This window comes from Streptococcus sp. SCPM-O-B-15277 (M60), assembly GCF_058200335.1.
In genome coordinates, this window is record NZ_JBYQGR010000001.1 from 656,735 (window position 1) to 683,333 (window position 26,599).

At 37.5% G+C, this 26,599-nt stretch carries 25 protein-coding genes and 1 pseudogene; 12 read left to right on the forward strand and 14 right to left on the reverse strand.

Annotated features, from left to right (window positions below; all coding sequences use genetic code 11):
• The first annotated feature begins 105 nt into the window (after positions 1-105).
• The 8 genes from yjbM (at position 106) to AC3E9F_RS03360 (ending at position 7,673) form a co-directional block, all read left to right on the forward strand.
• Positions 106-777 carry a GTP diphosphokinase gene (yjbM, locus tag AC3E9F_RS03325; protein WP_036754017.1) on the forward strand — a complete coding sequence of 224 codons (672 nt, stop codon included), beginning with the start codon at positions 106-108 and terminating at the stop codon, positions 775-777.
• Positions 761-1,579, forward strand: a complete 819-nt coding sequence (locus AC3E9F_RS03330; protein ID WP_214261920.1) for an NAD kinase — start codon at positions 761-763, stop codon at positions 1,577-1,579. Before yjbM ends, AC3E9F_RS03330 begins: the two co-directional genes overlap by 17 nt.
• Positions 1,576-2,475 (forward strand): RluA family pseudouridine synthase, encoded by a 900-nt coding sequence (locus AC3E9F_RS03335; RefSeq protein WP_263393582.1) that lies wholly within the window; start codon positions 1,576-1,578, stop codon positions 2,473-2,475. Before AC3E9F_RS03330 ends, AC3E9F_RS03335 begins: the two co-directional genes overlap by 4 nt.
• A 15-nt stretch (positions 2,476-2,490) precedes the next feature.
• Positions 2,491-3,465: a phosphate acetyltransferase gene (gene pta, locus AC3E9F_RS03340; protein ID WP_263393581.1), complete on the forward strand. Its 975-nt coding sequence runs from the start codon at positions 2,491-2,493 to the stop codon at positions 3,463-3,465.
• A 149-nt stretch (positions 3,466-3,614) separates the two neighbouring features.
• Positions 3,615-4,466 carry a ribosome biogenesis GTPase YlqF gene (ylqF, locus tag AC3E9F_RS03345; RefSeq protein ID WP_263393580.1) on the forward strand — a complete coding sequence of 284 codons (852 nt, stop codon included), beginning with the start codon at positions 3,615-3,617 and terminating at the stop codon, positions 4,464-4,466.
• On the forward strand, positions 4,453-5,232 hold the full coding sequence (rnhB, locus tag AC3E9F_RS03350; protein ID WP_263393579.1) for a ribonuclease HII: 780 nt from the start codon (positions 4,453-4,455) through the stop codon (positions 5,230-5,232). Before ylqF ends, rnhB begins: the two co-directional genes overlap by 14 nt.
• Positions 5,233-5,247: 15 nt before the next feature.
• Positions 5,248-6,798, forward strand: a complete 1,551-nt coding sequence (locus AC3E9F_RS03355; RefSeq protein ID WP_263393578.1) for a ClC family H(+)/Cl(-) exchange transporter — start codon at positions 5,248-5,250, stop codon at positions 6,796-6,798.
• Positions 6,799-6,920: 122 nt separating this feature from the next.
• Complete coding sequence (locus AC3E9F_RS03360; RefSeq protein ID WP_263393577.1) at positions 6,921-7,673, forward strand: CPBP family intramembrane glutamic endopeptidase; 753 nt, start codon at positions 6,921-6,923, stop codon at positions 7,671-7,673.
• 480 nt (positions 7,674-8,153) lie between these two features.
• Here AC3E9F_RS03360 and AC3E9F_RS03365 read toward each other — a convergent pair.
• Together AC3E9F_RS03365 and AC3E9F_RS03370 are read right to left on the reverse strand one after the other, a co-directional pair.
• Positions 8,154-8,345, reverse strand: a pseudogene (locus AC3E9F_RS03365) (transposase); the annotation flags it as partial.
• A gap of 515 nt (positions 8,346-8,860) precedes the next feature.
• Positions 8,861-9,874, reverse strand: coding sequence for a hypothetical protein (locus AC3E9F_RS03370; RefSeq protein WP_263393576.1), 1,014 nt, complete (start codon positions 9,872-9,874; stop codon positions 8,861-8,863).
• 209 nt (positions 9,875-10,083) lie between these two features.
• Here AC3E9F_RS03370 and AC3E9F_RS03375 point away from each other — a divergent pair, with 209 nt between their 5' ends.
• The 3 genes from AC3E9F_RS03375 to xerS all read left to right on the forward strand — a co-directional run bounded on the left by AC3E9F_RS03375 (position 10,084) and on the right by xerS (position 12,111).
• The gene (locus AC3E9F_RS03375; protein WP_263393575.1) at positions 10,084-10,494 is read left to right on the forward strand and encodes a zinc-ribbon domain-containing protein; all 411 of its coding nucleotides are present in this window, start codon (positions 10,084-10,086) and stop codon (positions 10,492-10,494) included.
• The gene (locus AC3E9F_RS03380; protein ID WP_263393574.1) at positions 10,487-10,723 is read left to right on the forward strand and encodes a zinc-ribbon domain-containing protein; all 237 of its coding nucleotides are present in this window, start codon (positions 10,487-10,489) and stop codon (positions 10,721-10,723) included. Before AC3E9F_RS03375 ends, AC3E9F_RS03380 begins: the two co-directional genes overlap by 8 nt.
• 317 nt (positions 10,724-11,040) lie before the next feature.
• On the forward strand, positions 11,041-12,111 hold the full coding sequence (xerS, locus tag AC3E9F_RS03385) for a tyrosine recombinase XerS (protein ID WP_263393573.1): 1,071 nt from the start codon (positions 11,041-11,043) through the stop codon (positions 12,109-12,111).
• Between the two features lie 85 nt (positions 12,112-12,196).
• Here the strand turns inward: xerS and AC3E9F_RS03390 are convergent, their stop codons facing one another.
• The 12 genes from AC3E9F_RS03390 to pynA all read right to left on the reverse strand — a co-directional run bounded on the left by AC3E9F_RS03390 (position 12,197) and on the right by pynA (position 24,480).
• Complete coding sequence (locus AC3E9F_RS03390; protein WP_263393572.1) at positions 12,197-12,838, reverse strand: hypothetical protein; 642 nt, start codon at positions 12,836-12,838, stop codon at positions 12,197-12,199.
• Positions 12,839-12,947: 109 nt separating this feature from the next.
• Positions 12,948-13,937 (reverse strand): lipoate--protein ligase, encoded by a 990-nt coding sequence (gene lplA / locus AC3E9F_RS03395; protein ID WP_254724182.1) that lies wholly within the window; start codon positions 13,935-13,937, stop codon positions 12,948-12,950.
• Between the two features lie 58 nt (positions 13,938-13,995).
• Positions 13,996-15,699 carry a dihydrolipoyl dehydrogenase gene (gene lpdA, locus AC3E9F_RS03400; protein WP_263393571.1) on the reverse strand — a complete coding sequence of 568 codons (1,704 nt, stop codon included), beginning with the start codon at positions 15,697-15,699 and terminating at the stop codon, positions 13,996-13,998.
• 38 nt (positions 15,700-15,737) lie between these two features.
• On the reverse strand, positions 15,738-16,781 hold the full coding sequence (locus tag AC3E9F_RS03405; RefSeq protein WP_263393570.1) for a dihydrolipoamide acetyltransferase: 1,044 nt from the start codon (positions 16,779-16,781) through the stop codon (positions 15,738-15,740).
• Positions 16,782-16,999: 218 nt separating this feature from the next.
• A complete protein-coding gene (locus AC3E9F_RS03410) occupies positions 17,000-17,992 on the reverse strand; it encodes an alpha-ketoacid dehydrogenase subunit beta (protein ID WP_006150669.1) in 993 nt (330 codons plus the stop codon).
• Between the two features lie 16 nt (positions 17,993-18,008).
• A complete protein-coding gene (locus AC3E9F_RS03415; RefSeq protein WP_045616134.1) occupies positions 18,009-18,977 on the reverse strand; it encodes a thiamine pyrophosphate-dependent dehydrogenase E1 component subunit alpha in 969 nt (322 codons plus the stop codon).
• A 181-nt stretch (positions 18,978-19,158) separates the two neighbouring features.
• Positions 19,159-20,499 (reverse strand): MATE family efflux transporter, encoded by a 1,341-nt coding sequence (locus tag AC3E9F_RS03420; RefSeq protein WP_263393569.1) that lies wholly within the window; start codon positions 20,497-20,499, stop codon positions 19,159-19,161.
• A gap of 42 nt (positions 20,500-20,541) precedes the next feature.
• The gene (locus AC3E9F_RS03425; RefSeq protein ID WP_263393568.1) at positions 20,542-21,810 is read right to left on the reverse strand and encodes a dihydroorotase; all 1,269 of its coding nucleotides are present in this window, start codon (positions 21,808-21,810) and stop codon (positions 20,542-20,544) included.
• Positions 21,811-21,822: 12 nt separating this feature from the next.
• Complete coding sequence (locus AC3E9F_RS03430) at positions 21,823-22,287, reverse strand: NUDIX hydrolase (RefSeq protein WP_263393567.1); 465 nt, start codon at positions 22,285-22,287, stop codon at positions 21,823-21,825.
• 9 nt (positions 22,288-22,296) lie between these two features.
• Positions 22,297-22,950, reverse strand: coding sequence for a uracil-DNA glycosylase (locus tag AC3E9F_RS03435; RefSeq protein ID WP_263393566.1), 654 nt, complete (start codon positions 22,948-22,950; stop codon positions 22,297-22,299).
• An 11-nt stretch (positions 22,951-22,961) separates the two neighbouring features.
• Positions 22,962-23,717 (reverse strand): DUF4336 domain-containing protein, encoded by a 756-nt coding sequence (locus AC3E9F_RS03440; protein WP_263394530.1) that lies wholly within the window; start codon positions 23,715-23,717, stop codon positions 22,962-22,964.
• Positions 23,718-23,787: 70 nt separating this feature from the next.
• Positions 23,788-24,480, reverse strand: a complete 693-nt coding sequence (pynA, locus tag AC3E9F_RS03445; protein ID WP_490672811.1) for a pyrimidine 5'-nucleotidase PynA — start codon at positions 24,478-24,480, stop codon at positions 23,788-23,790.
• A 526-nt stretch (positions 24,481-25,006) separates the two neighbouring features.
• On the opposite strand from pynA, the gene AC3E9F_RS03450 reads away from it, so the two are divergent.
• Positions 25,007-26,599: Ig-like domain-containing protein (locus AC3E9F_RS03450; protein ID WP_490672812.1), on the forward strand; the 1,593-nt coding region annotated here is incomplete at its 3' end.

Sequence of the window (26,599 nt, forward strand, 5' to 3'; positions counted from 1 at the left end):
GCGATTTATGGTATAATAAGCATTGTATTTATTGTATATGATTTTCATGAGAAAATCAAAAACTAGATGAATGAAACTGCTTAAAGAATTGGATGTAATAGTTATATGATTACAGAATGGGAAGAATTTTTAGATCCTTACATTCAAGCTGTCGGAGAGCTAAAAATAAAACTCCGAGGAATTCGAAAACAATATAGAAAACAAAACCGCCATTCTCCCATTGAGTTTGTCACAGGTCGGGTGAAACCGATTGAAAGTATCAAAGAAAAAATGGCACGCCGGGGTATTGGCTACGATACACTCGAACAAGATTTGCAAGATATTGCAGGTTTACGTGTCATGGTTCAATTCGTAGACGACGTAAACGAGGTTGTTTCTATTCTTCGTAAAAGACAGGATATGAGAGTTGTTCAAGAACGTGATTATATTACTCATCGAAAGGCATCGGGTTATCGTTCTTACCATGTGATTATTGAGTATACGGTTGATACCATTTACGGTGCAAAAACCATTCTAGTTGAGATTCAAATTCGTACCTTGGCTATGAACTTTTGGGCTACAATCGAGCATTCTCTCAATTATAAATATCAAGGAGATTTCCCAGAGGAAATCAAGGAACGACTTGAAATTACAGCCAGAATTTCACATCAGCTAGACGAAGAAATGAGTAAAATACGTGCTGATATTCAGGAAGCACAAGCGCTCTTTGATCCTTTGCACAGAAAATTAAATGACGGGGTAGGAAACAGTGACGATACCGATGAAGAATATAGGTAAACGAATTGACCTAATTGCCAACCGTAAGCCTCAGAGTCAGAAAGTTCTATTCGAATTAAAAGAACGATTAAAAAAGAATAATTTTATCCTAAATGATAAAAATCCAGATATCGTTGTCTCTATTGGTGGAGATGGGATGTTGTTGTCTGCTTTTCATAAGTATGAAAACCAACTGGATAAGGTTCGTTTTGTTGGGGTTCATACAGGACATTTAGGTTTTTATACGGATTATCGTGATTTTGAGTTGGACCAATTGGTTACAAATTTACAGTTGGATAATGGAGCTCAAGTTTCTTATCCACTCTTAAGTGTCAAAATATTTCTCGAAAATGGTGAAGTCAAGTCTTTCCGAGCATTAAATGAAGCTAGCATTCGTCGAGCGGATCGAACTATGGTTGCTGATGTCATTATTAACCATGTTCCCTTCGAACGCTTTCGTGGTGATGGCCTAACAGTTTCAACGCCGACTGGAAGTACTGCATATAATAAATCCCTCGGTGGAGCAGTCCTTCATCCGACTATAGAAGCCTTGCAATTAGCTGAAATTGCTAGTTTGAACAACCGAATCTACCGCACACTTGGTTCATCAATTATTGTTCCTAAAAAAGACAAGATTGAATTGATACCGACTCGAAATGACTATCACACAATCTCAATCGATAATAGTATTTATTCTTTCCGAAATATTGAGAAAATAGAGTATCAGATTGATCACCACAAGATTCATTTTGTAGCCACGCCGAGCCACACCAGTTTTTGGAATCGTGTCAAAGATGCCTTTATTGGTGAGGTGGACGAATGAGGTTTCAGTTTATTGCCGACGAACATGTCAAGGTCAAAACTTTTCTGAAAAGACATGAAGTTTCTAAAGGTTTACTTGCCAAGATTAAGTTTCGAGGCGGTGATATTCGAGTGAATGGACATCCGCAGAATGCAACCTATCTTCTAGATATTGGAGATGAAGTTGTCATTGACATTCCTCCAGAGGAGGGTTTTGAGACTCTGGAAGCAATTGATTATCCTCTAGAGATTCTCTTTGAAGATGATCACTTCTTGGTTATAAACAAACCTTTTGGGGTTGCGTCAATACCTAGCGTCAATCATTCCAATACGATTGCAAACTTTATAAAGGGTTATTATGTAAATCAGAATTATGAGAATCAACAGGTTCATATCGTGACTCGGCTTGATCGAGATACCTCTGGTTTGATGCTTTTTGCTAAACATGGCTATGCACACGCCAGATTAGACAAGCAGTTGCAAAAAAAAGCAATTGAAAAGCGGTATTTCGCTTTAGTCAAGGGAAATGGGTATCTGGAACCTCAGGGAGAAATCATAGCACCAATAGCTCGAGATGAAGATTCCATCATCACTAGACGGGTCGCAAAAGGTGGGAAATATGCGCATACTTCCTATCAAATCGTGGCATCTTATGGGAATATTCACTTAGTTGATATACGTCTACACACTGGAAGAACCCACCAGATTCGGGTTCATTTCTCGCATATTGGATTTCCATTGCTCGGAGATGACCTTTATGGTGGAAGTTTAGACCACGGCATAGAGCGTCAAGCGCTTCATTGCCATTACTTATCGTTCTATCATCCATTCTTAGAAGAACAGTTAGAGCTAGAATGCCCACTGCCGGATGATTTCGACACACTTATTACACAGTTATCAAATAATAATTTATCTTAAAAGGAGTCAAAACTCATGGAAGTTTTTGAAAGTTTGAAAGCCAACCTAGTTGGTAAAAATGCACGCATCGTTCTACCTGAAGGTGAAGAACCACGTATCCTTCAAGCAACCAAGCGTTTGGTAAAAGAAACAGAAGTTATCCCAGTTCTCCTAGGAAACCCTGACAAGATTAAAATCTATCTAGAAATCGAAGGAATTACAGAAGGTTACGAAATCATTGATCCAGAACACTACCCACAATTTGAAGAAATGGTAGCTGCGCTTGTTGAACGTCGTAAAGGAAAGATGACAGAAGAAGAAGCGAGAGAAGTGCTTGTCAATGATGTTAACTACTTTGGTGTAATGTTAGTCTATATGGGCTTAGTAGATGGTATGGTTTCAGGTGCAATCCACTCTACAGCTTCAACAGTTCGTCCAGCTCTTCAAATCATTAAGACTCGTCCGAATGTGAGCCGTACATCAGGTGCCTTCCTTATGGTTCGTGGAACTGAACGTTACTTGTTCGGTGACTGTGCTATAAACATCAATCCAGATGCTGACGCCCTGGCTGAAATCGCGATTAACTCAGCGATCACAGCTAAGATGTTTGGTATCGAACCTAAGATTGCTATGCTTAGCTATTCAACTAAGGGATCAGGCTTTGGTGAAAGTGTCGATAAGGTTGTTGAAGCAACAAAAATCGCTCATGAGCTTCGTCCAGACCTTGAAATTGATGGCGAATTGCAATTTGACGCTGCTTTTGTTCCAGAAACTGCAGCTCTTAAAGCACCTGGAAGTAATGTAGCTGGACAAGCTAATGTCTTTATCTTCCCAGGTATTGAAGCAGGTAATATCGGTTACAAGATGGCTGAACGTCTCGGTGGATTTGCTGCAGTTGGACCTGTTTTGCAAGGTCTTAACAAACCTGTAAACGACCTTTCTCGCGGATGTAACTCTGACGATGTTTACAAATTAACTCTAATCACAGCAGCACAAGCTGTTCATCAATAAGAATTTTATCCCTCTTTTCCTCTTGGGTAAAGGGGGATTTCCCTTTTATTGAGATATCATTCAACTGCAAAAATAGCCAAAATATGGTAAAATAGTCAGTAATCATCTATGTTTAATAGAACAAGTTTGTATGAAGAAAAGGAAATAAAATGGCAACTATTCAATGGTTTCCCGGACACATGTCTAAGGCACGTCGTCAGGTTCAGGAAAATTTAAAATTTGTTGATTTTGTGACAGTTTTAGTAGATGCACGTTTGCCCTTGTCTAGTCAAAATCCGATGCTGACTAAAATCATCGGGGACAAACCAAGACTATTGATTCTAAACAAAGCAGACCTTGCAGACCCAGCATTAACAAAAGAGTGGCGTCAGCACTTTGAATCACAAGGTATTCAGACACTTGCTATCAACTCTAAGGAACAAATAACAGTAAAAGTAGTAACGGATGCTGCTAAGAAACTCATGGCAGATAAGATTGCTCGTCAAAAAGAACGTGGTATTCAAATTGAGACCTTGCGTACCATGATTATCGGGATTCCAAACGCTGGTAAATCGACTCTGATGAACCGTTTAGCGGGTAAGAAAATTGCTGTAGTTGGAAACAAGCCTGGTGTGACAAAAGGCCAACAATGGCTTAAAACCAATAAAGATTTGGAAATCTTGGATACTCCAGGGATTCTTTGGCCAAAATTTGAAGATGAAACTGTTGCACTCAAACTTGCGCTTACGGGAGCAATCAAGGATCAGTTACTTCCAATGGATGAGGTAACGATTTTCGGTCTCAATTACTTTAAAACGCATTATCCTGAAAAGCTTCAAGAACGTTTTAAACAAATGAATCTGGACGATGAAGCTCCTGAAATCATCATCGATATGACACGTATCCTTGGTTTCCGGGATGATTACGATCGTTTCTATAATCTCTTTGTTAAGGAAGTTCGTGACGGAAAACTAGGTAACTATACCTTAGATACATTGGAAGACCTCAATGACAACGATTAAAGAAATAAAAGAAGAAATAGCAAAGATAACTGAACTTGATAGTCCCTTGTTTAAGAAATTTGAAAAAGATTCTCGTACTGGTGTACAAAAGGAAATTAAAAAGCGTAAGAAAGCCATTCAAGCTGAAATCGATGAAAATTTTCGCTTAGAGGCTATGCTTAGCTATGAAAAAGAGTTTTACGCACAAGGTATTAGCTTAATTGCAGGTGTAGATGAGGTCGGACGCGGTCCTTTAGCTGGTCCTGTTGTTGCTGCTGCAGTTATTTTACCTCAAAATTGTAAAATTAAAGGTTTAAATGACAGCAAAAAAATTCCTAAGAAAAAACACGAGAAGATTTTTCAGGCAGTCAAAGAGAATGCCCTAGCAATCGGTATCGGGATTATGGATAATCATGTCATTGACCAGGTCAATATCTATGAAGCGACGAAACTAGCCATGAAAGAAGCTATCTCTCAGCTTGACCCTCAACCAGAACACCTTTTGATTGATGCAATGAAGTTGGATTTGCCGATTTCTCAGACATCCATCATCAAAGGAGATGCGAATTCCCTATCCATTGCAGCAGCATCGATCATTGCTAAGGTTACCAGAGATAAAATCATGGCAAACTATGATCAGGAATTCCCAGGTTATGATTTTTCTCAAAATGCTGGTTATGGTACTGCTAAACATCTAGAAGGTATTGAAAAGTACGGAGTTACACCCATTCATCGTATAAGTTTTGAACCGATTAAATCTATCATTTCAGAAACTAGTAAAAGATAATTAAAGGAGAGAATTATGGAGGAACAGTCGGAAACACTTAGTTCCAAGAAAGAATTTGCCTTTGCGTCAAGTACGATACTTTCTCAAGTAGGACGAGGTATCATCGTTGGATTAGTGGTGGGACTTATTGTAGGTTCTTTTCGTTATTTGATTGAAAAAGGCTTTCATATCGTACAAAAACTTTATCAAGATCAGGAGAATCTGATACGGAATCTAGTAATCATTTTCCTTCTTTATCTTTTTATCAGCTGGCTTAGTGCTAAATTAACGAAGTCAGAGAAAGATATCAAAGGTTCTGGTATTCCTCAAGTTGAAGCAGAGTTAAAAGGTCTCATGTCTCTCAACTGGTGGAGTGTCCTCTGGAAGAAATACATTCTAGGTATCTTGGCCATTGCGAGTGGGCTCATGCTCGGTCGTGAAGGTCCCAGTATTCAGCTAGGTGCCGCTGGAGGAAAAGGAATTGCTAAATGGCTCAAGTCTAGCCCTGTTGAGGAGCGTTCTTTGATTGCAAGCGGAGCTGCTGCTGGACTTGCCGCTGCCTTTAACGCACCGATTGCGGGGTTATTATTTGTAGTAGAAGAAGTTTATCACCATTTTTCACGATTCTTCTGGGTTTCTACCTTGGCTGCTAGTCTAGTAGCAAACTTTGTTTCTCTTCTTATCTTTGGCTTGACACCCGTGCTTGATATGCCTGATAATATCCCTCTTATGAGTTTGAGCCAGTATTGGATTTATCTGCTTATGGGCATTTTTCTTGGTTTTTCAGGTTTTCTTTATGAGAAAGCGGTTCTGAATGTCGGCAAAGTTTATGATTGGATTGGGAAAAAGGTTCACATTGACAAAGCTTATCATCCAATTTTTGCTTTTATCCTGATTATTCCTGTAGGAATATTCCTACCTCAAATACTTGGTGGGGGAAATCAGGTTGTCTTATCCTTAACAGAACAAGATTATAGCTTCCAAATTCTCTTAACTTACTTTATCATTCGCTTTATCTGGAGCATGATTAGTTACGGAAGTGGTCTCCCAGGTGGTATTTTCTTACCAATTTTAGCTCTAGGTTCCTTACTGGGTGCTTTAGTAGGTGTTATTTGTGTCAATCTAGGACTCATTACCCAGCAGCAATTTCCTATCTTTGTTATCCTTGGAATGAGTGGCTATTTCGGGGCTATATCAAAGGCACCATTGACGGCTATGATTCTTGTGACCGAAATGGTCGGAGATATCCGTAATCTTATGCCTTTAGGGATGGTGACTCTTGTTGCTTACATCGTTATGGATTTGCTAAAAGGAACACCAGTATATGAAGCCATGCTGGAGAAAATGTTACCTGAAACCGCAAGTGACGATGGAGAAGTTACTCTTATTGAAATTCCTGTTTCTGATAAAATAGCAGGCAAGCAAGTACATGAACTTAATTTACCACATAACGTTCTGATCACAACCCAAGTTCATAACGGAAAACGTAAGACGGTTAACGGTTCAACAAGAATGTATTTAGGAGATATGATCCATCTTGTTATTCCAAAAAGCGAGATTGGGAAAGTGAAAGATTTGTTACTATAAAAACATAAAAAAAGTTATGTATTTTTAAGAACAAAAAGATAAGAGAATATATTTGTTGCATAATATAATTTATGTACAAATATATTTTTTAGGATATTTTTAAATAATTAAAGGGAGTTGCTATGAGTAGAAATAAGGCTCTTTCAGTTTATTTGGTAGGAACTTTTAGCCAATTGTTATTAGTTTGTTTAGTTGTATTTTTCTTTAATTATTTCGCTATTCGTTCTGATCTAGTAAATATTCTCGGTATAATGATTGGTGGTATCTCTACAGCCTTATGGGGTAGCATTGTTGCCATTTTCTATTATAAGATTGACTTAAAGAAAATAATAAAAGATTTTTTTAATATTCAGACCAGTTACAAAAATTATTTATTAGCATTTTTTCTTATTATTCTTGATTTCTCTTTTCTATTTTTTGGAGGGGAAATCGTACAATTTATCTGGTATCTTCCTTTTCTGATGTTTTTCAAATTTATTGTATTTGGTGGATTGGAAGAAATCGGTTGGAGATACGTATTTCAGCAAATTTTACAAGAGAAGTTACACTATTTTCAAGCAACATTTTTAACATTTATCATTTGGTCAATTTGGCATTTATTGTTCTTCTATATAGATGGCTCCCTAATCAATCTTCAATTAGTACCTTTTTTATTTGGGTTGCTGACAAATTCCTTCATTCTTTCAGCTCTTTATTTAAAAACAAAAAATCTCTGGATTTGTGTGATGACACATTCAATAATCAATGTGTTCTCTCAATTAACTATTAGTGACGCTCATTACGAAATCTATCTAATCAAAATTATTGTTATTGTTGCATCGTGTTTTATAGCAAAGTCCAGCAAAGTTAAATATAAGACAAAACGTAGTAATTAGTATTTAGAATAATTTTAAATATCTATCAAATACTTAAAAAATCCAAATTAACAAAAAGATTTGGATTTTTTTGTTTTAAGGTTATGTAAAAGTTACTTAGTAAGTGTTGAATAAACATTGGTAGAAAACTAAAAGTTAATGTACATTTGAACAATTTCTAGTTTTCACTTAAATAAAGTACATAATTGAGGATAATCAGCTCTAAAAAAATTTTTGGTTAATACTAAAAGTTTATGTACAATTGACTAAACTAGAGCTAAAATATTGATACAACTGAATTAGAAGCATAAAGTACATTCTTTAAGGAGTGTACTTTATTTTTATTTTGTACATTATTTTGAAGTGTTATTTTGTATATTTTCTAGTTCATAACATCATCTGATTTAAGGAATTGATTTGTACATTTTTACTCTAATAGGTGCAGAAGAAGTATTGGTTCAATTGTACATTTTTTGCTACTCATTTAAGGTCTTATTGATAGATAGTCCGTCTCATAGCCATTAGTTTCCAATGATTATGTTGTTTAGTTCTTGCCATATTTTGACGTAAAGGCACCCAAAGATGGTAACCTTTCTGTTTCAACTGTTCTCTGAGTTCATAGCTAAGATAAGCTAAATCAGCTAAAATATAGGATTGAGAACAATTTTCTAGTAAGTCATCAACTGCCTTGACCGTCGATTAAACCGACTTCTTTCAAGGAAAACACCCACTAGGATTCTTGTTTAGAAGCACTGAATCAATCAAGAAGGATCACCCAGAGGTTCCAGCATTTGAAGAATATGACGAGCTACTTGAAGCAATCAAAAAATCCCTATAAAGGGATTTTTTTATACCTATAATACCTTGTGCAAAATAGTCGTATATATCAAAATCAGAGTCACGTTACCTACTATTAGACCAAAAGTCGCAAGCAAGGTCTTTGCTGTACCCGGCTTAAAATCTGCACTAATCAAATATGGCCAAAAGCATATCATTGGGAAAACGGCTATTAACACGCATACATAGGTAGGAAAGCTTGTCCAAAGAAAGCGTGTCGTCTCTAACCAGTGACCCCATGAAGGTATCATTATTTTGCTTATAGTGAAAAGTATGCATATAAGGTGGACCACTAGAAGATAAATAGCATACTTTGTCTTACTTAGTACTTTTTTCTTTTTCATTTTGCCTAATTATCCCTGCAAATTCTTCTATCGCTCTGCTGCAATATTAGAACTAAAATTAAAATTAACTATATCATTATTCGAATCAAGGTCAAAATTCATAAAATAATGATTCCAAAAGAATTCATTGTTACCTGCTCCCCACTGCACACCATAATGACCCAAATATTCATCTCTTGGCTCTCTTGGAGTCAGCCATATTTTTTTCCCAAATACTTTCGTGAACTCGTTTTCGTCAAGCTTCTTTAGCAAATCTATACCATCTATATTATATGAAATTCCATGTTTTTTGGCAACAGCTGTGCACTCAGAATCGAAGCAAACCTGCGTAACTACACAGTCCTTCAGCTCCGTACTCTTCCTCTTATCTCCGTAAACACCTATACATCCGAGAACTACATTCTTCTTTACAAGAAGATAGGTAGATCGCGTAACTGCTGAGTCATATGACTTAAAGCCGTTTGGTACGCTAACCCCAGCTCCTTGGTATTTAATATAGCTTCCCGATGTCAAAAGCTCATCATACTCGGGGTAGTCCTGTTTACTATTTGATACATATATATCATACCCCTTATCCATCAAATCCGAAATCTTAGTCTCTGTAAGATGAATTTCAGTTCCGTCAATTTTAAGTGGAGGTGCGTTATCAGGTAGACCTATAATTATATATACAAACATCAAAAACACGAATACCATAAGCACTGCAACGATACCCATCCAAGATTTCCCAGTTCTCCTTCGTGCATTGAAAAGCGACATTATAGAAGGTGTGATTATAGCAGCACCAATTGGCGCCGCCCCATGACGGAACATGCTCATGACCTTAAAGGCAATTACAGCGCTAATTAGTATTAAAATTATGTGCACTGCATACTCTCCTACGCTTAGCTTACTGGTCCTAGTCTGATTATTTGCTGGGGCATCGTACATTGGAACACCGTTCTCAAAGGTGTTCTTCATTCTAAAACGAAGCCAAAACAATATTCCAATAAACACAATTGCCAAGAAGACTAGCATTCCGATAAAAACTAATTTTTCCATCTATAACCTTTTCTCTGACCTAATTATCGTCCATCAAAATTCATATCTAGTCTACCACATTTTGAAATTGTTTTACAATATTTACATACTTGTGCACGAATCAAAAATGTATACAAGCTTTTCAGAGTATTTATTCTTTACACCTCTTTTCCGCAATGTTAAAATTGTATTAAGTTTAATACTTGTGTTCAATTCCAATTAGAAGAGAAGTGCCTAATACTTGTCCATATTGCAATAACGAACAAGCATTAAAAGGCTATAATACAATTTCAGATATTTATCCTGAATTATGTGATTATTGGAGTAGCAAGAACTTATTAAAGTCTGATGAGGTAACATTTTGTTTATTTAAAAAGACTGCAAAAGGTTATAACGATCTTGAAACAACACATCCTTGGTTAATTAAAGAATGGTCAACATTAAATAAACAAGAAATGTCTTCAGTAAGAGTTAATTCAATATATATCGCATGGTGGAAATGTCCTGTATGCACTGGAGATTATCAGCAAGTTATTAAAGAAAAATTTTACAGAGAAAATTCTTGTCCATATTGTAGGAATCAAAAAGTTTTAAAAGGATTTAACGACTTAGCAACGACACAACAAAAGTCTAATGCATGAGTGTGATTATTTAGATAACATCCTAATAGCAAATCCAACTGAAATCACAGAGTTAAGTAATATGTCTGTATGGTGGATATGTCAAGAAAATCCAGAACATCGTTATAAAATTCAAGTTAAAGAAAGAATGATGTACAGAAAGAGAAATAAAAAGGCATGTTCGATTTGCAAAGGATACAGAAGAAAGCAAGAACATTTTGTACAGTTTAAAAAAGATATAAAAAAATAAGAACACTTTAAATAATATAAAGTGTTCTTATTTTGTCAAAATGTACATTTGAAAGGTTTTTAGTTTTCACTTAAATAAAGTACATTTTACAGAAGATGAACATCTTTAAAAATTTCCAGTGTTCACTTAAATAAAGTACATAATTGACAATGATTAGCTCAAAAAATTTTTTTGGTTACTTTAGAACTTATCTATATAAAATTAGGATATCCATTCCTATATAGCCCTCTATAACATCTTTCCGAAAAACTATAATTTTCTTGAAAAAAATATATAGCTATGCTATACTACTAGTATAGAAAGATTTGGAGAAAAACATGAAACGCGAGATCTTATTAGAACGTATCGATAAACTCAAACAAGTCATGCCCTGGTATGTTCTAGAATACTATCAATCGAAACTGGCTGTTCCATACAGTTTTACGACCTTGTACGAATACTTAAAGGAATACGATCGATTTTTCACCTGGGTCTTGGAATCTGGCATATCAGATGCTGACACCATGGCCGATATTCCCTTAGACGTTCTGGAGCACATGACCAAGAAAGACATGGAATCTTTTATTCTTTACTTACGTGAACGTCCTCTGCTCAATGCCAATACGACGAAAAATGGGGTCTCTCAAACAACCATTAACCGGACCCTTTCAGCACTTTCTAGTCTTTATAAGTATTTGACTGAGGAAGTTGAAAATGAGCAAGGGGAACCTTATTTCTATCGGAATGTCATGAAGAAGGTTGCGACCAAGAAAAAGAAAGAAACCTTAGCTGCTCGCGCTGAGAATATCAAGCAAAAGCTCTTTTTAGGTGATGAGACAGAAGGTTTCTTGAACTATATCGACCAGGAATACCCTCAAACACTCTCAAATCGCGCCTTATCTTCCTTTAATAAGAATAAAGAGAGAGATTTAGCCATTATCGCACTTCTTCTTGCCTCTGGCGTCCGTCTCTCTGAAGCAGTCAACCTAGATCTTCGAGACCTCAATCTCAAAATGATGGTGATTGACGTTACTCGAAAAGGTGGAAAACGAGACTCGGTTAATGTCGCTGCCTTTGCTAAGCCTTATTTAGAGCAATATCTCGCTATTCGAGACAAACGTTATAAGACAGAAAAAACCGATACAGCCCTTTTCTTAACCTTGTACCGAGGTGTTCCTAACCGTATTGATGCTTCTAGTGTTGAAAAGATGGTGGCCAAGTATTCAGAAGACTTCAAAGTCCGGGTGACACCCCACAAACTCCGCCATACTCTTGCTACCCGTCTCTATGATGCCACCAAATCCCAAGTTTTGGTCAGTCATCAACTAGGACATGCTAGCACACAAGTAACGGACCTGTATACCCATATCGTTAATGATGAGCAAAAAAATGCCTTGGATAGTTTGTGAGATACATAATATAAATTATGTAATGTTTTAGTATTAATAAAAGAGCGTAGGATTTTTTATGGAATCTTACGCTCTTTTATTCTTTCTATAAAAATTCGATCCAATAATTACGGTGCGGCTCAATAATGACTGGTTTTCCCCAAAATGATTTTAGATAGGCCAAGTTTGCAGGGGTGACCGGTCTTTTTTCATCATTGAATCTCTCTGCACTCTCCTCCGTTAGAAAGCATTTAACAGCTTCATATGGTGTACCATCGCTCGCTATTCGATCAATTCCTAAATAAGCAATTTCATCACCGTCTTTTGGAATATCTGTAAATAGTTTACCAATAAAATAAACCGTCTTATCTTTCATTAATTCATAAGCCTTACTATTTTCCAGTCTGTTATTCGCTGCAGCGTACATAATACAAAAACTGTCCACAATATCTTTCATAGGCATTAATTCTTCTTTGCTGACTATAATTTCGTCGGGAGCAAGCCCACCAATGATTAAGTTTTTATAATGAGGTTGCTGAATGATATTATCTAAAGCCATTCCTAATGGTAGTTGGACAGCTTGGTAGCCTAATGGTTCTAGCTCTTGCTTTTTCTGGTCAAGGTGTTCTTGTGTAATACTGATATTCAAATCATATGGACTTGAAGGTTGTTGCTTGCTAAAAAAAGCCACTACTATACGGTCTAACTGTTCAAATAGACCAAGTTTTTCCATTGGAATTTTCATCATCGAATATGATCCCCTTTTTTGTTCAGATTTCCTCTTTATTCTACTCTCATTATTTTTGAATATCAAGTCTAAGATAAAAGATATCCATGTTAAATGGATATCTTTTACTTTATTCCACCACAGCTTCAGCAATTTCTTCTGCAGTAATTCCTGCGAAGTAACGACCTAGGTTAATGGTTTGAAGGGCTTTGAGGACATCTTCACGTTCGTATTTGACACCACGAAGGACATCTTCTACTGCTGCAACATCTTCGATACCGAAAAAGTCACCGTAAATCTTAATATCTTGAATTTTTGACTCAATAACATTAGCAAAGATTTCAACCTTACCGCTTGGGAATTTAGTTCCACGACGGATGTTATACTCTGGTGATTTACCATAGTTCCAGTCCCAAGTTCCAAACTTAGTTTCTTTGATGCGATTGATTTCAGCCAATTCTTCATCTGAGAATACGTACTCAGTCATCTCTGGGTATTCTTTTTTCATGTATTCCAAAAGTAAGTCACGGAATTCTTCAACAGTGATCTTTTCTGGCAACTCATCGATAATATTAGTTACTCGAGCACGGACTGATTTAACCCCTTTTGATTCAAACTTGTCTTTAGACACTTTAAGTGCATTAGCTAGGACTGACAAATCTACGTCAAAGAGAAGACAACCATGGTGCATGATACGGCCATTGATATAGGCTTGTGCATTTCCACAGAATTTCTTACCGTCGATTTCTAAGTCGTTACGGCCTGTGAATTCAGCTTTAACACCAAGTTCAGCCAAAGTATTGATAACTGGGGTAGAGAAGCTCTTGAAGTCAAAGGCCTTGTTTTCATCTTCTTTTGAAATGATGGTATAGTTAAGGTTGTTCAAATCATGGTAAACAGCCCCACCACCACTGATTCGACGGACTACTTCAATACCGTTTTCGCGTACATAGTCACGGTTAATTTCTTCGATGGTATTTTGGTGACGTCCTACAATAATAGATGGTTTGTTGATCCAAAGAAGGAAGATTTGATCTTCATCAAGAAGATGTTTAAAAGCGTACTCCTCTAAAGCAATATTAAAGGCAGTGTCGTTTGAATGATTGATAATGTATTTCATAAGATACCTTCTAATACGATAGAGACTGGAAAATAATTCCAGTCTAGTCTATCTATTTTTATTTTTTCTTAGGTGAATGGATAGCCATTCCAAGAACATCAGCAAATGCTTCGTACATAACTTCAGAGTATGTTGGGTGTCCGTGGATTGTCTTCAGCATTTCTTCTACAGTGATTTCCATTTCGATGATACTTGACGCTTCGTTGATCAACTCTGCAGCTGCAGGGCCAATGATGTGAACACCGAGGATTTCACCATATTTCTTGTCTGCAATAACTTTAACAAATCCTTGAGCTGCATCTGATGCAATTGCACGTCCGTTTGCAGCAAAGTTGAATTTACCGATTTGGACATCGTATTTTTCACGAGCTTGTTCTTCTGTTAAACCAACTGCTGCTACTTCTGGAAGTGTGTAGATAGCTGCAGGAGTCAAGTTCAATTTGGCAACAACGTGATTTCCTTTAAGAGCATTTTCAGCTGCTACTTCCCCCATACGGAAGGCAGCGTGAGCCAACATCTTAGTACCGTTGATATCGCCAGGCGCATAGATACCTGGAACAGAAGTTTCCATGTATTCATTAACCTTGATACGACCACGTTCTAATTCAAATTCAACATCACCGATACCTTCAAGGTCTGGAACACGACCGATTGAAAGAAGAGCTTTGTTTGCGATAACATCATCTTTTCCTTCAACTTTGATACGAAGTTTGCCATCCTCTTCAATGATTTCTTGCAGTTTAGTACCTGTCAAGATAGTCATACCTTTACGTTCTAGGATTAGACGTAGGTTCTTAGATACTTCCGCATCCATAGCTGGAACAATACGGTCCATCATTTCGATAACAGTAACTTTTGAACCAAAGGTCATGAAGGCTTGTCCAAGTTCGATTCCGACAACACCGCCACCAATAATCACAAGGCTTTCTGGTACTTCATTCATTTCAAGGATGTCATCACTAGTCATCACAAGAGATGATTCCATACCAGGAACGTTGATTTTGCTTACTTTTGAACCACCAGCAAGGATGATTTTCTTCGTTTCAAGCAATTCAGAACCATTTACCAAGACATTCTTATCTTTAGTAATAGTACCGATACCTTTATGAACATCAACTCCATAGCTACGAAGAAGTCCTGCAACACCACCTACAAGTGTATTGACAACTTTAGATTTTGTTTCTAAAAGTTTGTCCATATCAACTGTGAAGTTAGGATTTTCAATCACGATACCACGATTTGCAGCGTGACCGATATTTTCAATAATTTCAGCATTGTGAAGGTAAGTCTTAGTTGGGATACATCCGCGGTTCAAGCAAGTTCCACCAAGTTCAGATTTCTCAACAAGAGCAACCTTACCACCTAATTGAGCTGCTTTAATAGCAGAAACATAACCAGCAGGTCCACCACCGATAACAACGATATCATAAGCATCATCACTCTTACCATCATCGTTTGAAGCGCTAGCTACAGCAGGTGCTGGACTAGCTTCTGGTGCTGATCCAGCAGTTGGGATATTTTCCCCTTCTTCACCAAGATAACCGATAACTTCAGTAACAGGAACAGTTTCGCCGTCACCTTTCAGGATAGCGATCAAATAACCATCTTCTTCTGCTTCCAATTCCATGCTGACTTTGTCAGTCATGATTTCCAAAAGGATTTCTCCTTCTTTTACAAATTCTCCGACTTTTTTATTCCATTGGACGATTTGTCCTTCTGTCATATCCACGCCGGCTTTTGGCATAATTACTTCTAAGGCCATATCTTACTTCCTTTATCTATATTTCTAAAACAAATATTTTAAACCAACATTGAGATTGGGTTTTCAATCAAAGCTTTCAAGTCTTTCATAAACTTAGCACCAGCCATACCATCTACGACACGGTGGTCAATTGTCAATCCAAGACTCATAATTGGACGAATCACGATTTCACCATTAACTACAACTGGTTTCTCAACTGTTGAGCTAACCCCGAGAATTGCTGAGTTTGGTTGGTTAATGATTGGACCGAATGATTGAACACCAAACATTCCCAAGTTACTGATGGTGAAAGTTGAATTTTGCAATTCGCTAGGAGCTAATTTACCGTCTAAGGTACGTCCAATAACGTCTTTGAAGGCTACTACTAACTCAGACAAGCTCATTTTTTCTGCATTATAGACAACTGGTGTCATCAATCCATTATCCATACCAACTGCCATCGCAAGGTTGACATAGTTGTGAGTGATAATTGTCTTACCATCTTCAGTCAACGAAGCGTTGATGTATGGATGTTTCATAAGAGTCTTAACAACAGCGAGAGAAAGCAAGTCTGTCACAGTGATTTTCTTACCAGTTGATTCCATAATTGGATCAAGAACTTTCTTACGAAGGGCAAGCAATTCAGACATATCTACATCATAGTTAAGCGTAAAGGTTGGAGCAGTTAAGTATGACTCAACCATACGTTGAGCAATAACCTTACGCATAGGAGTCATCGGAATGCGTTCGATTTCTCCATAAGGCGTTACGTTGTCTGGAACTTCTTCCACTTTCTCAATTTGAGAAGGTGATTTAATGGTGTCATTTTCGATATTTTCAGGAAGATAGGCCAAAACGTCCTTCTTCATGATTTTACCACGATGACCTGTTCCTTGGATTTCTTGCCAAGCAATATTATGTTCTAATGCAATTCGTTTTGCGAGTGGTGAAATGCGAACCACGTTAGTGTCTTTATATGTTTCCACGTCTTCTTTGTGGACACGACCGTTTGCGCCTGAGCCAGAAATGTCATAGAGATTAATTCCTAAATCATCCGCTAATTTTCTAGCTGCAGGAGTCGCTCTTAGCTTATCATCAGCCATGACCTCTCCTATTCTATTTATGATGCAAAGGGCGTTTAAAAGCGACCGAAAAATAGGAAATCAACACAGACTTCGATGAAGTCAAGGAGATTTATCTTTTTTCCGAGCTTTTAGCCCGTGCTCTAATCTAAGATACTAAGGACGCAGAGAACTCTGTACCTAAAAGATACAAAGCTTCTCGTCTGATTTATCATATATTACATAATTTATGTTATGTATTATTGTTTGTTGTGAGTTTTACGGATTGCATCTTTGATGCTTTCAACTGTTGGAATCATTGCATTTTCAAGATTTTGTGCGTAAGGCATTGGTACATCCTCACCTGCACAGCGACGGATTGGTGCATCCAAGTAATCAAATGCTTCTGATTCTGAGATAATAGCTGAGATTTCACCGATAAAACCACTTGTCTTGTGGGCATCGTTGACAAGAACTACTTTTCCAGTCTTCTTAACTGAATTAATGATGATGTCTTTATCAAGTGGAACCAAAGTACGTGGGTCTACAACTTCTACTGAGATGCCTTCTTCAGCCAATTCTTCAGCTGCTTGCATGACACGACGAAGCATCTTACCGTATGTTACTACTGTTACATCAGTTCCTTCGCGTTTGATTTCTCCAACACCAAGTGGGATAGTATAGTCTGGATCAACAGGTACTTCACCTTTTTGGTTAAATTCTGATTTGTATTCAAGAATAATAACAGGATTGTTGTCTCGGATTGAAGACTTAAGAAGGCCCTTCATATCAGCAGGTGTACCTGGAGCTACAACCTTCAATCCTGGGATATGAGTAAACCAAGATTCCAATGATTGTGAGTGTTGAGCAGCAGAACCTACCCCATTACCAGCGGCACAGCGGATTGTCATAGGCACTTGACCTTTACCACCAAACATGTAGCGAGTTTTAGCTGCTTGGTTGACGATATTATCCATGGCAATAACTGAAAAGTCCATGAAAGTCATATCAACGATTGGACGAAGTCCAGTCATAGCAGCACCAGCAGCAGCACCAGAAATTGCAGCTTCTGAAATAGGACAGTCACGAACACGTTCCGGCCCAAACTCCTCTAACATACCTACAGAAGTTCCGAAGTCTCCACCGAAAACTCCGACATCTTCACCCATCAAGAGTACATTTTCATCACGACGCATTTCCTCAGACATTGCAAGGATAATGGTATCGCGGAAAGACATTAATTTTGTTTCCATATTTCTCTACTTCTCCTTAGTCTGCGTAAATATCTTCAAAAGCTGATTCTAGCGGAGGGAATGGACTTTCTTCTGCAAACTTAACAGATGCTTCCACTGCTTCCTTGACTTGAGCCTGAATTTCTTCAAGTTCTTCTGCACTAGCAATCTTGTTTTCAACAAGGTACTTGCGGAGGTTTTCGATTGGATCTTTTTCCTTCCACTCATCGACTTCTTCACGTGTACGATATTTACCAGGGTCTGATGAAGAGTGACCAAGCCAACGGTAAGTTACGCTTTCGATTAAGACAGGGCCTTTACCAGAACGGACATGGTCAACTGCTTTCTTAAATCCTTCGTATACATCAATTACATTGTTTCCGTCAGGAATAAACATTCCAGGAATGCCGTAAGCAGCGCTACGCTCGTGAATATGCTGGACATTAGTCATTTTCTTAATATCAGCAGAAATTCCATAACCGTTATTGATACAGTAGAAAATAACTGGAAGATTCCAAATTGAGGCCATATTAACAGCTTCGTGGAATACACCTTCGTTAGTCGCTCCATCACCAAAGAAGCAGACAACGATTTTACCAGTATTTTTCATTTGTTGAGTAAGGGCAGCACCTACTGCAATCCCCATACCACCACCAACAATACCGTTGGCACCAAGGTTACCTGCATCAAGGTCGGCGATGTGCATTGATCCACCTTTACCTTTACAAGTTCCAGTATACTTACCAAGGATTTCAGCCATCATACCATTAAGGTCGATTCCTTTAGCAATGGCTTGTCCGTGACCACGGTGGTTCGATGTTATGAGATCATCTTCGTTTAGAGCCAACATAGCCCCAACGTTAGCAGCTTCCTCACCAACAGAAAAGTGCGTCATACCGGGCACTTTTCCTTTTTTTACTAATTGAGCAATTTTTAAATCCATACGACGAATTTCTTCCATCTTACGGAACATCTCAAGCAAAAGATTTTTATCTAAAGTTGACATAATCTTGCCTTTCTAAGTTTAATTTCTTATAGTTCTATTCTAACTTATAGGTTAATGAGAGTCAAAGAATATGCTTGCTATTTTTTCACAATATAAAAAAAGAAAAGTCAATGAAATCAAGACTTTTCTTTACATAAAACGACTATTTCACAAACTAATTTTTAAGGATATTTTCATCAAATTATTTGAATCTTTTCATAATAACTTGTAAACGCCACTGATAGAGTAATCCACTGACAACTAAACTTACAATAAGACCTATCCAATATGAATAAGCATCGAGATTTGTTGAATAATCTAGAAACAAACCAAGAGGTATAGCAACTCCCCAGTAACCAAGGAGACCGAGATAGAAAGGTATGACTGTATCTTTATAACCTCGTAAAATACCTTGTAACGGAGCTGCAAATGTATCAGCCAACTGGAAAAATAGACTATAGGTCATAAAACTAGCTGTCAATTTAATGAATTCAGGATCATAACCGTAAAGTCTCGCAACATTTTCTCGGAAAATATATAAAAAGGAGAGAGTCAAAACTGCGAATACCATAGCAGATAGACGCCCAATTTTGATGTATTTCTTAGCATCTTCTAGCCTTTTGGCTCCAACTTCATAAGACACCACAATCGCCATTGCTGATGAAATACTCATCGGAAAAGCATACATGAGTGACGAAAAGTTCATCGCGGACTGATGGCTAGCAATAATCAACGATGAAAATTTTGCCATAATCAAACCAACTGCTGAAAAAATAGCAACCTCTGCAAATACGGTTCCACCTATCGGTAAGCCTAATTTGATTGCTTCTTTTATTTTATCGCCGTCTAAGGGTAATCGTTTCTCTAAATGCAGTTCTTTCAATTTTTCCTGTTTAAGAAGGACTAGTATGGAAATCCCCAACAACGCCCAATAAGCCAAGGAAGTCCCGAGCCCTGCTCCAGCCCCTCCTAACTCAGGGAAGCCAAAAGCTCCGTAGATTAAGAGGTAGTTAAAACCACTATTGAGAGGTAGCAATAAAAGCATTAAATACATGGATAGTTTGGTCAGTCCCAGCGCATCGAGTAATGAACGAATAACACTAAAGAGTAATAGAGGAATAATTCCAATAGCTAAAAGCCAGAGATAACGAATTGCTATATCTGCTACTGCTGCTTCTAGCCGCATATTGTTTAGAATTAGTGGCGCAGCAAGAAAAACTAAAACAAATAGAAAGATGGATAATCCAAGCGAAAGATAAAGAAATTGATAAAAATCAGAAGCCACTTCATTTTTCTTTCCTCGACCCAAATGATGTCCAACTATAGGAACCAAGGCTGAGACAATACCAGTTAGAAAGGTGAAAAAGGGATTCCATAGACTTGTCGCCATTGATACCCCAGCCAAATCTATAGTATTATACTGGCCAGTCATAGTCGTATCTACAAATGAAGCTGAGTAATTCGCGAATTGATAAACTAAAATTGGAAAGAAAATCTTAAGAAATAAGACAAATTTGTCTTTAAAATGATGGGTTGGGTACATATCGTCTCTCTCTAATTAATGATTCGAAAGAGCAGATTTCACCTAGTTCTTATAGACAATCTGTCCATTACAAATGGTGTATTTGACTTGCCCTTTCAAAGATTCACCGATAAATGGTGAATTCGCTGCTTTAGAAGCAAAATGACTATCCACGATTCGGTCCACTTTATCATCAAAAATTGTAATATCAGCCGGACCATTTTCTGATAGATAACCTGCTTCAAAGTTATAAAGTTTTGCTGGGTTGTAAGACATTTTTTCTAATAATTCCATCAAGCTCAGCTCACCAGCTTCGACTAAGTAAGTTAAACCAAGTGACAAGGAAGTTTCCAGTCCTGTCATACCTGAAGGAGCTTTGGTGATATCCTCGACGTTCTTTTCATCAGCATGGTGAGGCGCGTGATCTGTCGCAATTACTGAAATGACACCTGACTTGAGTCCTTCGATAATTGCACGGCGATCAGATTCCAGACGTAGAGGTGGATTCATCTTAGCATTACTTCCCTTAGTCAAGAGAAGCGCTTCAGTCTTAGAGAAATGTTGCGGTGCTACTTCGGCTGTTACATTTGCTCCTAAACCTTGAGCAAACTCCACAACCTTGACACTTTCTTCCTTAGATAAATGCTGAATATGAACATGAGCCTTGGTTGCATAGGCAATCATGACATCACGAGCAATCATAGCGTACTCTGCAACCCCAGTAGCACCGCAGATATGAAAGTGCTCTTTAGCGATATTTTCGTTAAAGCCAAGCGTACCATTTAAACCAGGATCTTCTTCGTGCAAGCTGATAAAAGTGTTGAGTTTTTTAGCCTCTTCCATAGCTTCTTTAACTACTTTACTACTTTCAAGAGGAATACCATCATCAGAAAAACCAACGGCTCCAGCTTCTAAAAGCGCCTTAAAGTCAGTCAAGTCTTGGCCATTAAAGTTTTTGGTAATCGTTGCTACAGACTTAACGTTAATCTTTTCCTTTGCTGCTGATTGAAGAACTTCCTCTAAAGTCTCAACATCTGAGATAGTTGGATTTGTATTAGCCATCATTACAACAGTGGTAAAACCACCCGCTGCTGCTGCTAGTGCTCCTGTATGAATGTCTTCTTTATGAGTCTGACCTGGTTCACGAAAATGAACATGGATATCTACCAATCCAGGCGCAACTACAAGACCAGTAGCATCTATTACTTGAGCGCCTTCTTCCTGGATTTCAGGAGCAATTTGAACAATTTTACCGTCTTCAACCAAAACATCACACACTCGATCCAAACCAGACTTAGGATCCATGACTCGACCATTTTTAATTAGTAACATCTGCTTTCTCCTTTATTCGTAGAAATCCACTTGGGTATCCAATAACTTATCACCATCATAAACAAACTTGGCTGAAAAGAAAGGCTTATCTTCTAAAAGCCACTCTACGAAGGTGTGGTCTCCTTCCCAGGTTGGTTTGCTTAAAACCTTATCATAAGGAACCCATTCTAAGGTCCCTTCATTACAATCAATCAATTCACCCTCAAACTCCGTCACCTTAAACACATAGGTGTACCAGTCCAAGTCAGGAGTGAATTCAGGAAAAGTGATAACTCCCTTTAAAACCGGCTTAGCTTTCAACCCTGTTTCTTCTAAAATCTCGCGTGCAGCACATTCTTGAGGAGTTTCCCCACGCTCTAACTTTCCACCTACACCAATCCATTTTCCTTCATGGACATCATTAGGCTTTTTATTGCGATGAAGCATGAGTAATTCTTTTCCGTTATCAATGTAGCAAATCGTCGCTAACTGAGGCATATTCTCTCCTTATCTAAGCCAATCGATTGGCTCTTGTCCTGTTTCTTTTAAGAATGCATTGGCCTTGGAAAAAGGCTTGGAACCCCAAAATCCTCTGTAAACGGAAAGGGGACTCGGGTGAGCTGATTCAATAATCAGATGTTGAGGATTAGTTACCAATACCTTCTTCTTACGTGCATAAGCACCCCAGAGGACAAAAACAACTGCTCTATCAAGTTTATTGACAACCTTGATCACAGCATCTGTAAAAGGCTCCCATATCTGACCAGCATGACCATTAGCCTGGCCAGCAGGGACAGTCAAGCAAGCATTGAGAAGCAAAACACCCTGCTCCGCCCAAGAGGTCAAGTCATGAGACGGTTTTACCCCAATATCATCCGCAAGTTCTTTTAAAATATTTTGCAAAGAAGGAGGTGCTGGAATAGAATCTGGAACTGAAAAACTCAAGCCCTGAGCTTGACCAGGACCATGATAGGGATCCTGCCCCAGAATCACTACCTTAACCTCTTCCAGAGGAGTTGTCAATAGAGCCTGAAAAACTTTTTCCTTGGGCGGATATACAGTTCCTTGAGCGTAAACCTGCTCCATAAACTGATTGATTTTCCCAAAATAACCCTCAGGTAATTGCTCCTTAATCAAGGCATGCCAAGATGAATGTTGCATCGCCAACTCCTTTATCGTATCCATCTAAAGGCACGTCTTAATTCATCCGTACCATTTTTAAAAAAGCATAAACCATGTGCAAGAATGATCTTATCCGGTTTCCAGTTTAACATACGGGCAAAGGAGACCTTTGCTTCCCTTTGCCTTCCTATAAAAGTCATCCGATAGTCAATAGGAGTTTGACCATCAGGAGCTGTTACACGAGCTAAACGATAGAATCTTCTGCGAATTGGACTAGCTATATTTTCAGGTTCAAAATTCTCTATAAGGTCTGTTAAAATAAGTGTTTTAGTTGATTTATGAAAAAACACCACCTCTTCGATGACAGAACTTCCCTTAAAAATAAGCTGTTCAATCTCATCAGACCATAAGTCAGGAGCCATATCTGTTAAAGGAGCATCAAATTCTACCTTGACATTCTGACTTTTCGCTCTCTCTTCAACTCCTGGACTAGACCATGCTTGCGCATGAGGATATCTTTTTCTCCAATCTGAAATATAGGCGTAGTGAATCTTATTTGGTGAAATCAGGTAAGCGACTTTGCCCAAAGCGTCTAGTTCAGTAAACAGTCCCTCATTTGGCGCAATCGGAGAGTGAATCCAAAGTTTGCCATCATTTAACTTAACCACCGTCATACGTGTCTGAAAAGGAAGCTTGAAGATCTTCACGTCCATTTGAATCAAATCACCATCTACTATCCAGATATTTTGATCAACTTCCTTTAGTGTATACAACGGTTCATAAAGAGAAAGAATTGGCCTAGACATCATTTACTGCTACCGCTCCTTCATTTATACTGCCTCTATTATAGCAAAAAGTGGCTATGGAAACCACTTTTTACAGTTTATCTAAGAGTTCTAGCAGAGCCTGATAAGAGTCGACTTCGTAAGTTGGCTGGGCTTGTGTGTGATTTTCGAGGTGATGAGGATTGTACCAGATGGTATCAATGCCAGCATTATTTCCACCCTGAATATCAGCTGACAAAGAATCACCAATCATAAGGGCATGATTTTTATTAAATTTAGGAATTCGAGCTCCAATTTTCTCATAAAATGCTGCATCTGGTTTTTGGGTATGGAGTTGCTCTGAAATGAAGATTTCCTTGAAAAATGGTGCAATACCAGATTGTTCCAAACGACCTGTCTGAATGGCAGTTATCCCATTTGTCGCAGCGTAGAGTTCATAACCACGCTCAATGAGGTTATCTAAGAGTTCTATAGCACCAGAAAACACCTGTCCCTGTTGAGCTAAATAAAACTGATAGCGATTAGCTAAATAGGTACCATCTTTCTCGATCCCAAAATGCTCAAACAATTTTGAAAAACGAGTGTTAACCAAGTCTGATTTTGTAATCTTCTTCTGTTCTAAATCCTTCCAGAGAGCCTTATTCATAGGAACGTAATAATCTTTGTAGGCTTGAATATCCGTAACTCCTTCTTCTTTAAGGAGTTGTGTTAAGGCTACATTCTCAGCAGCATCAAAATCAAGCAAGGTGTGGTCTAGGTCGAAGAGTAAAAATTTATAAGTCATGTATTTGTTGCCCTACATTTAATAGTCTTTATATATTTTAAAGTATAGCACAAACAAATAGAATATAAAATTCCCACACGATGATTTATCAAATAAATGATTAGAGAAATATAATAAATAATTAAATTTAATATAAAATCACCAGTAAAAATAATATCTTTACTTAAATTTTTTGTAAATTGTTGCGATAGAATTTTCAATCATTTCATAAAACACTTAAAATTCAAATCTGATAAAACAAAGAATGTAAGCGTTTTTATATTATTTTTATTCTTAAGAGACAGATAATTTCTAAGTTTTTGTGAATTTTTTAATTTATAGCAAATTTCACATATTTATTATTGATGTACATATTATAATGTGATATAATTCACCTATAGGATAGTTTTAGTAAAAGACTAGGAGGAGGGCCAGTACTAAAGGTGTCTATAAAATTATCCTATGTGACTTACTTGTTTTTTAGTAAATGACGTAATTTTAAATTATGTCTTGAAACTATCTAAAATTTATTAGAAGGAACTATAAAATGAACAAAAAGAAAAAGTTTAGTATTTTCTCATTTTTGATATGCGTATTGACGACTATTTTCGTATTTAGTTTGAATAAAACTTTTGCTGAAACTCCTGAGGTTTCAGTATCTGGAAAATTCGTAGATACAATCCAAAATATTAAGGTATCAAATAATGAAGGCGGAGTTCTCGACTGGGAATTAAAGCAATGGGCTACATTCCGTCTTAATGCAGATTTTGATTTATCTGGAAAAAATGTTAAGGCAGGAGATCAAACGATAATTACGGTGCCTGATGCTATAATCATTAACTCTGATAATATTGAAATCAAGGATATCAATACAAATGAGGTGATTGCACATGCAAAACTAAGTGCTGATAACAAGTCCCTTACTTTAACTTATACGGATTATGTTGAAAAACACTCAGATACTCACGGATCTTTCTTCTTCTATGCTCGTGTCGATTTCAAAAAACACCCTCAACAAGGAGAAATTCCAGTTGAGATTACGATTAATAAAGAAACAATACCTGCTGGTAAGGTATCATTTACTGGTATTGGCGATGGTGATCCGTCTCTTTTAACAAAGACTAGTTGGGTTAACGAGGGAGACAAAAGAGAGGTTCAATACACTATTTCAGTCAATCGTACAAAACAAAACGTCAAGAGTGTAACAATTGAAGATCACTTGAAATTTACAAATGCTAGCTATGTAAAAGATAGCATTAAGGTTATCAAAGGTAAATTCTCTTATGAAACCGGTGAATGGGTATTCTCAAACCGTGTTGATGTAACAGACCAACACAAGATTACAGTTAGTGAAGATGGACAATCTTTCGTTGTCGAATTAGGGGACATGACAGAAGAAGACCAATATCGTATTTCTTATAACGTACGTTTAAATTATGAACCCGTTGATGGTGAATTATTAAAGAATGATGCTACATTAAAAGGTGAAGGTGTCGTTGTTACAGAATTTACAAATGCTGCTTTAGTTCAAATTGCTGGTGGTGCTGGTGTTGGTTATGTTTACTCAATCAATATCCATAAAGTAGATGAAGCGAATCAACCACTTAAGGGTGCTAAATTTAAAGTAGTTCGTCAAGCTAATAACCAAGTTATTGGTGAGTATGTATCAGATGATAATGGTAATATTGCTGTTAACAAACTGTTGAAAGATAAATATATTATCACCGAGGTTGAAGCACCTTCCGGCTATGTCATCAAGGATGCAGATACAGAAGTTAACGTTGAAGATTTTGGAGCTGATTATTCAGTAACTAAGACAATTGTGAATCCAAAAGAAGAAACTACTACTACGACAACAACTACGACAACAACTACAACAACGACTACAACTGAAGAGCCTACAACTACTTCAACAACAACTACAACTGAAGAACCTACAACTACTTCAACAACGACTACAACTGAAGAGCCTACAACTACTTCAACAACAACTACAACTGAAGAACCTACAACTACTTCAACAACAACTACAACTGAAGAACCTACAACTACTTCAACAACAACTACAACTGAAGAGCCTAAGACTACTTCAAGTACAACAACTACAACTGAAGAGCCTAAGACTACTTCAAGTACAACT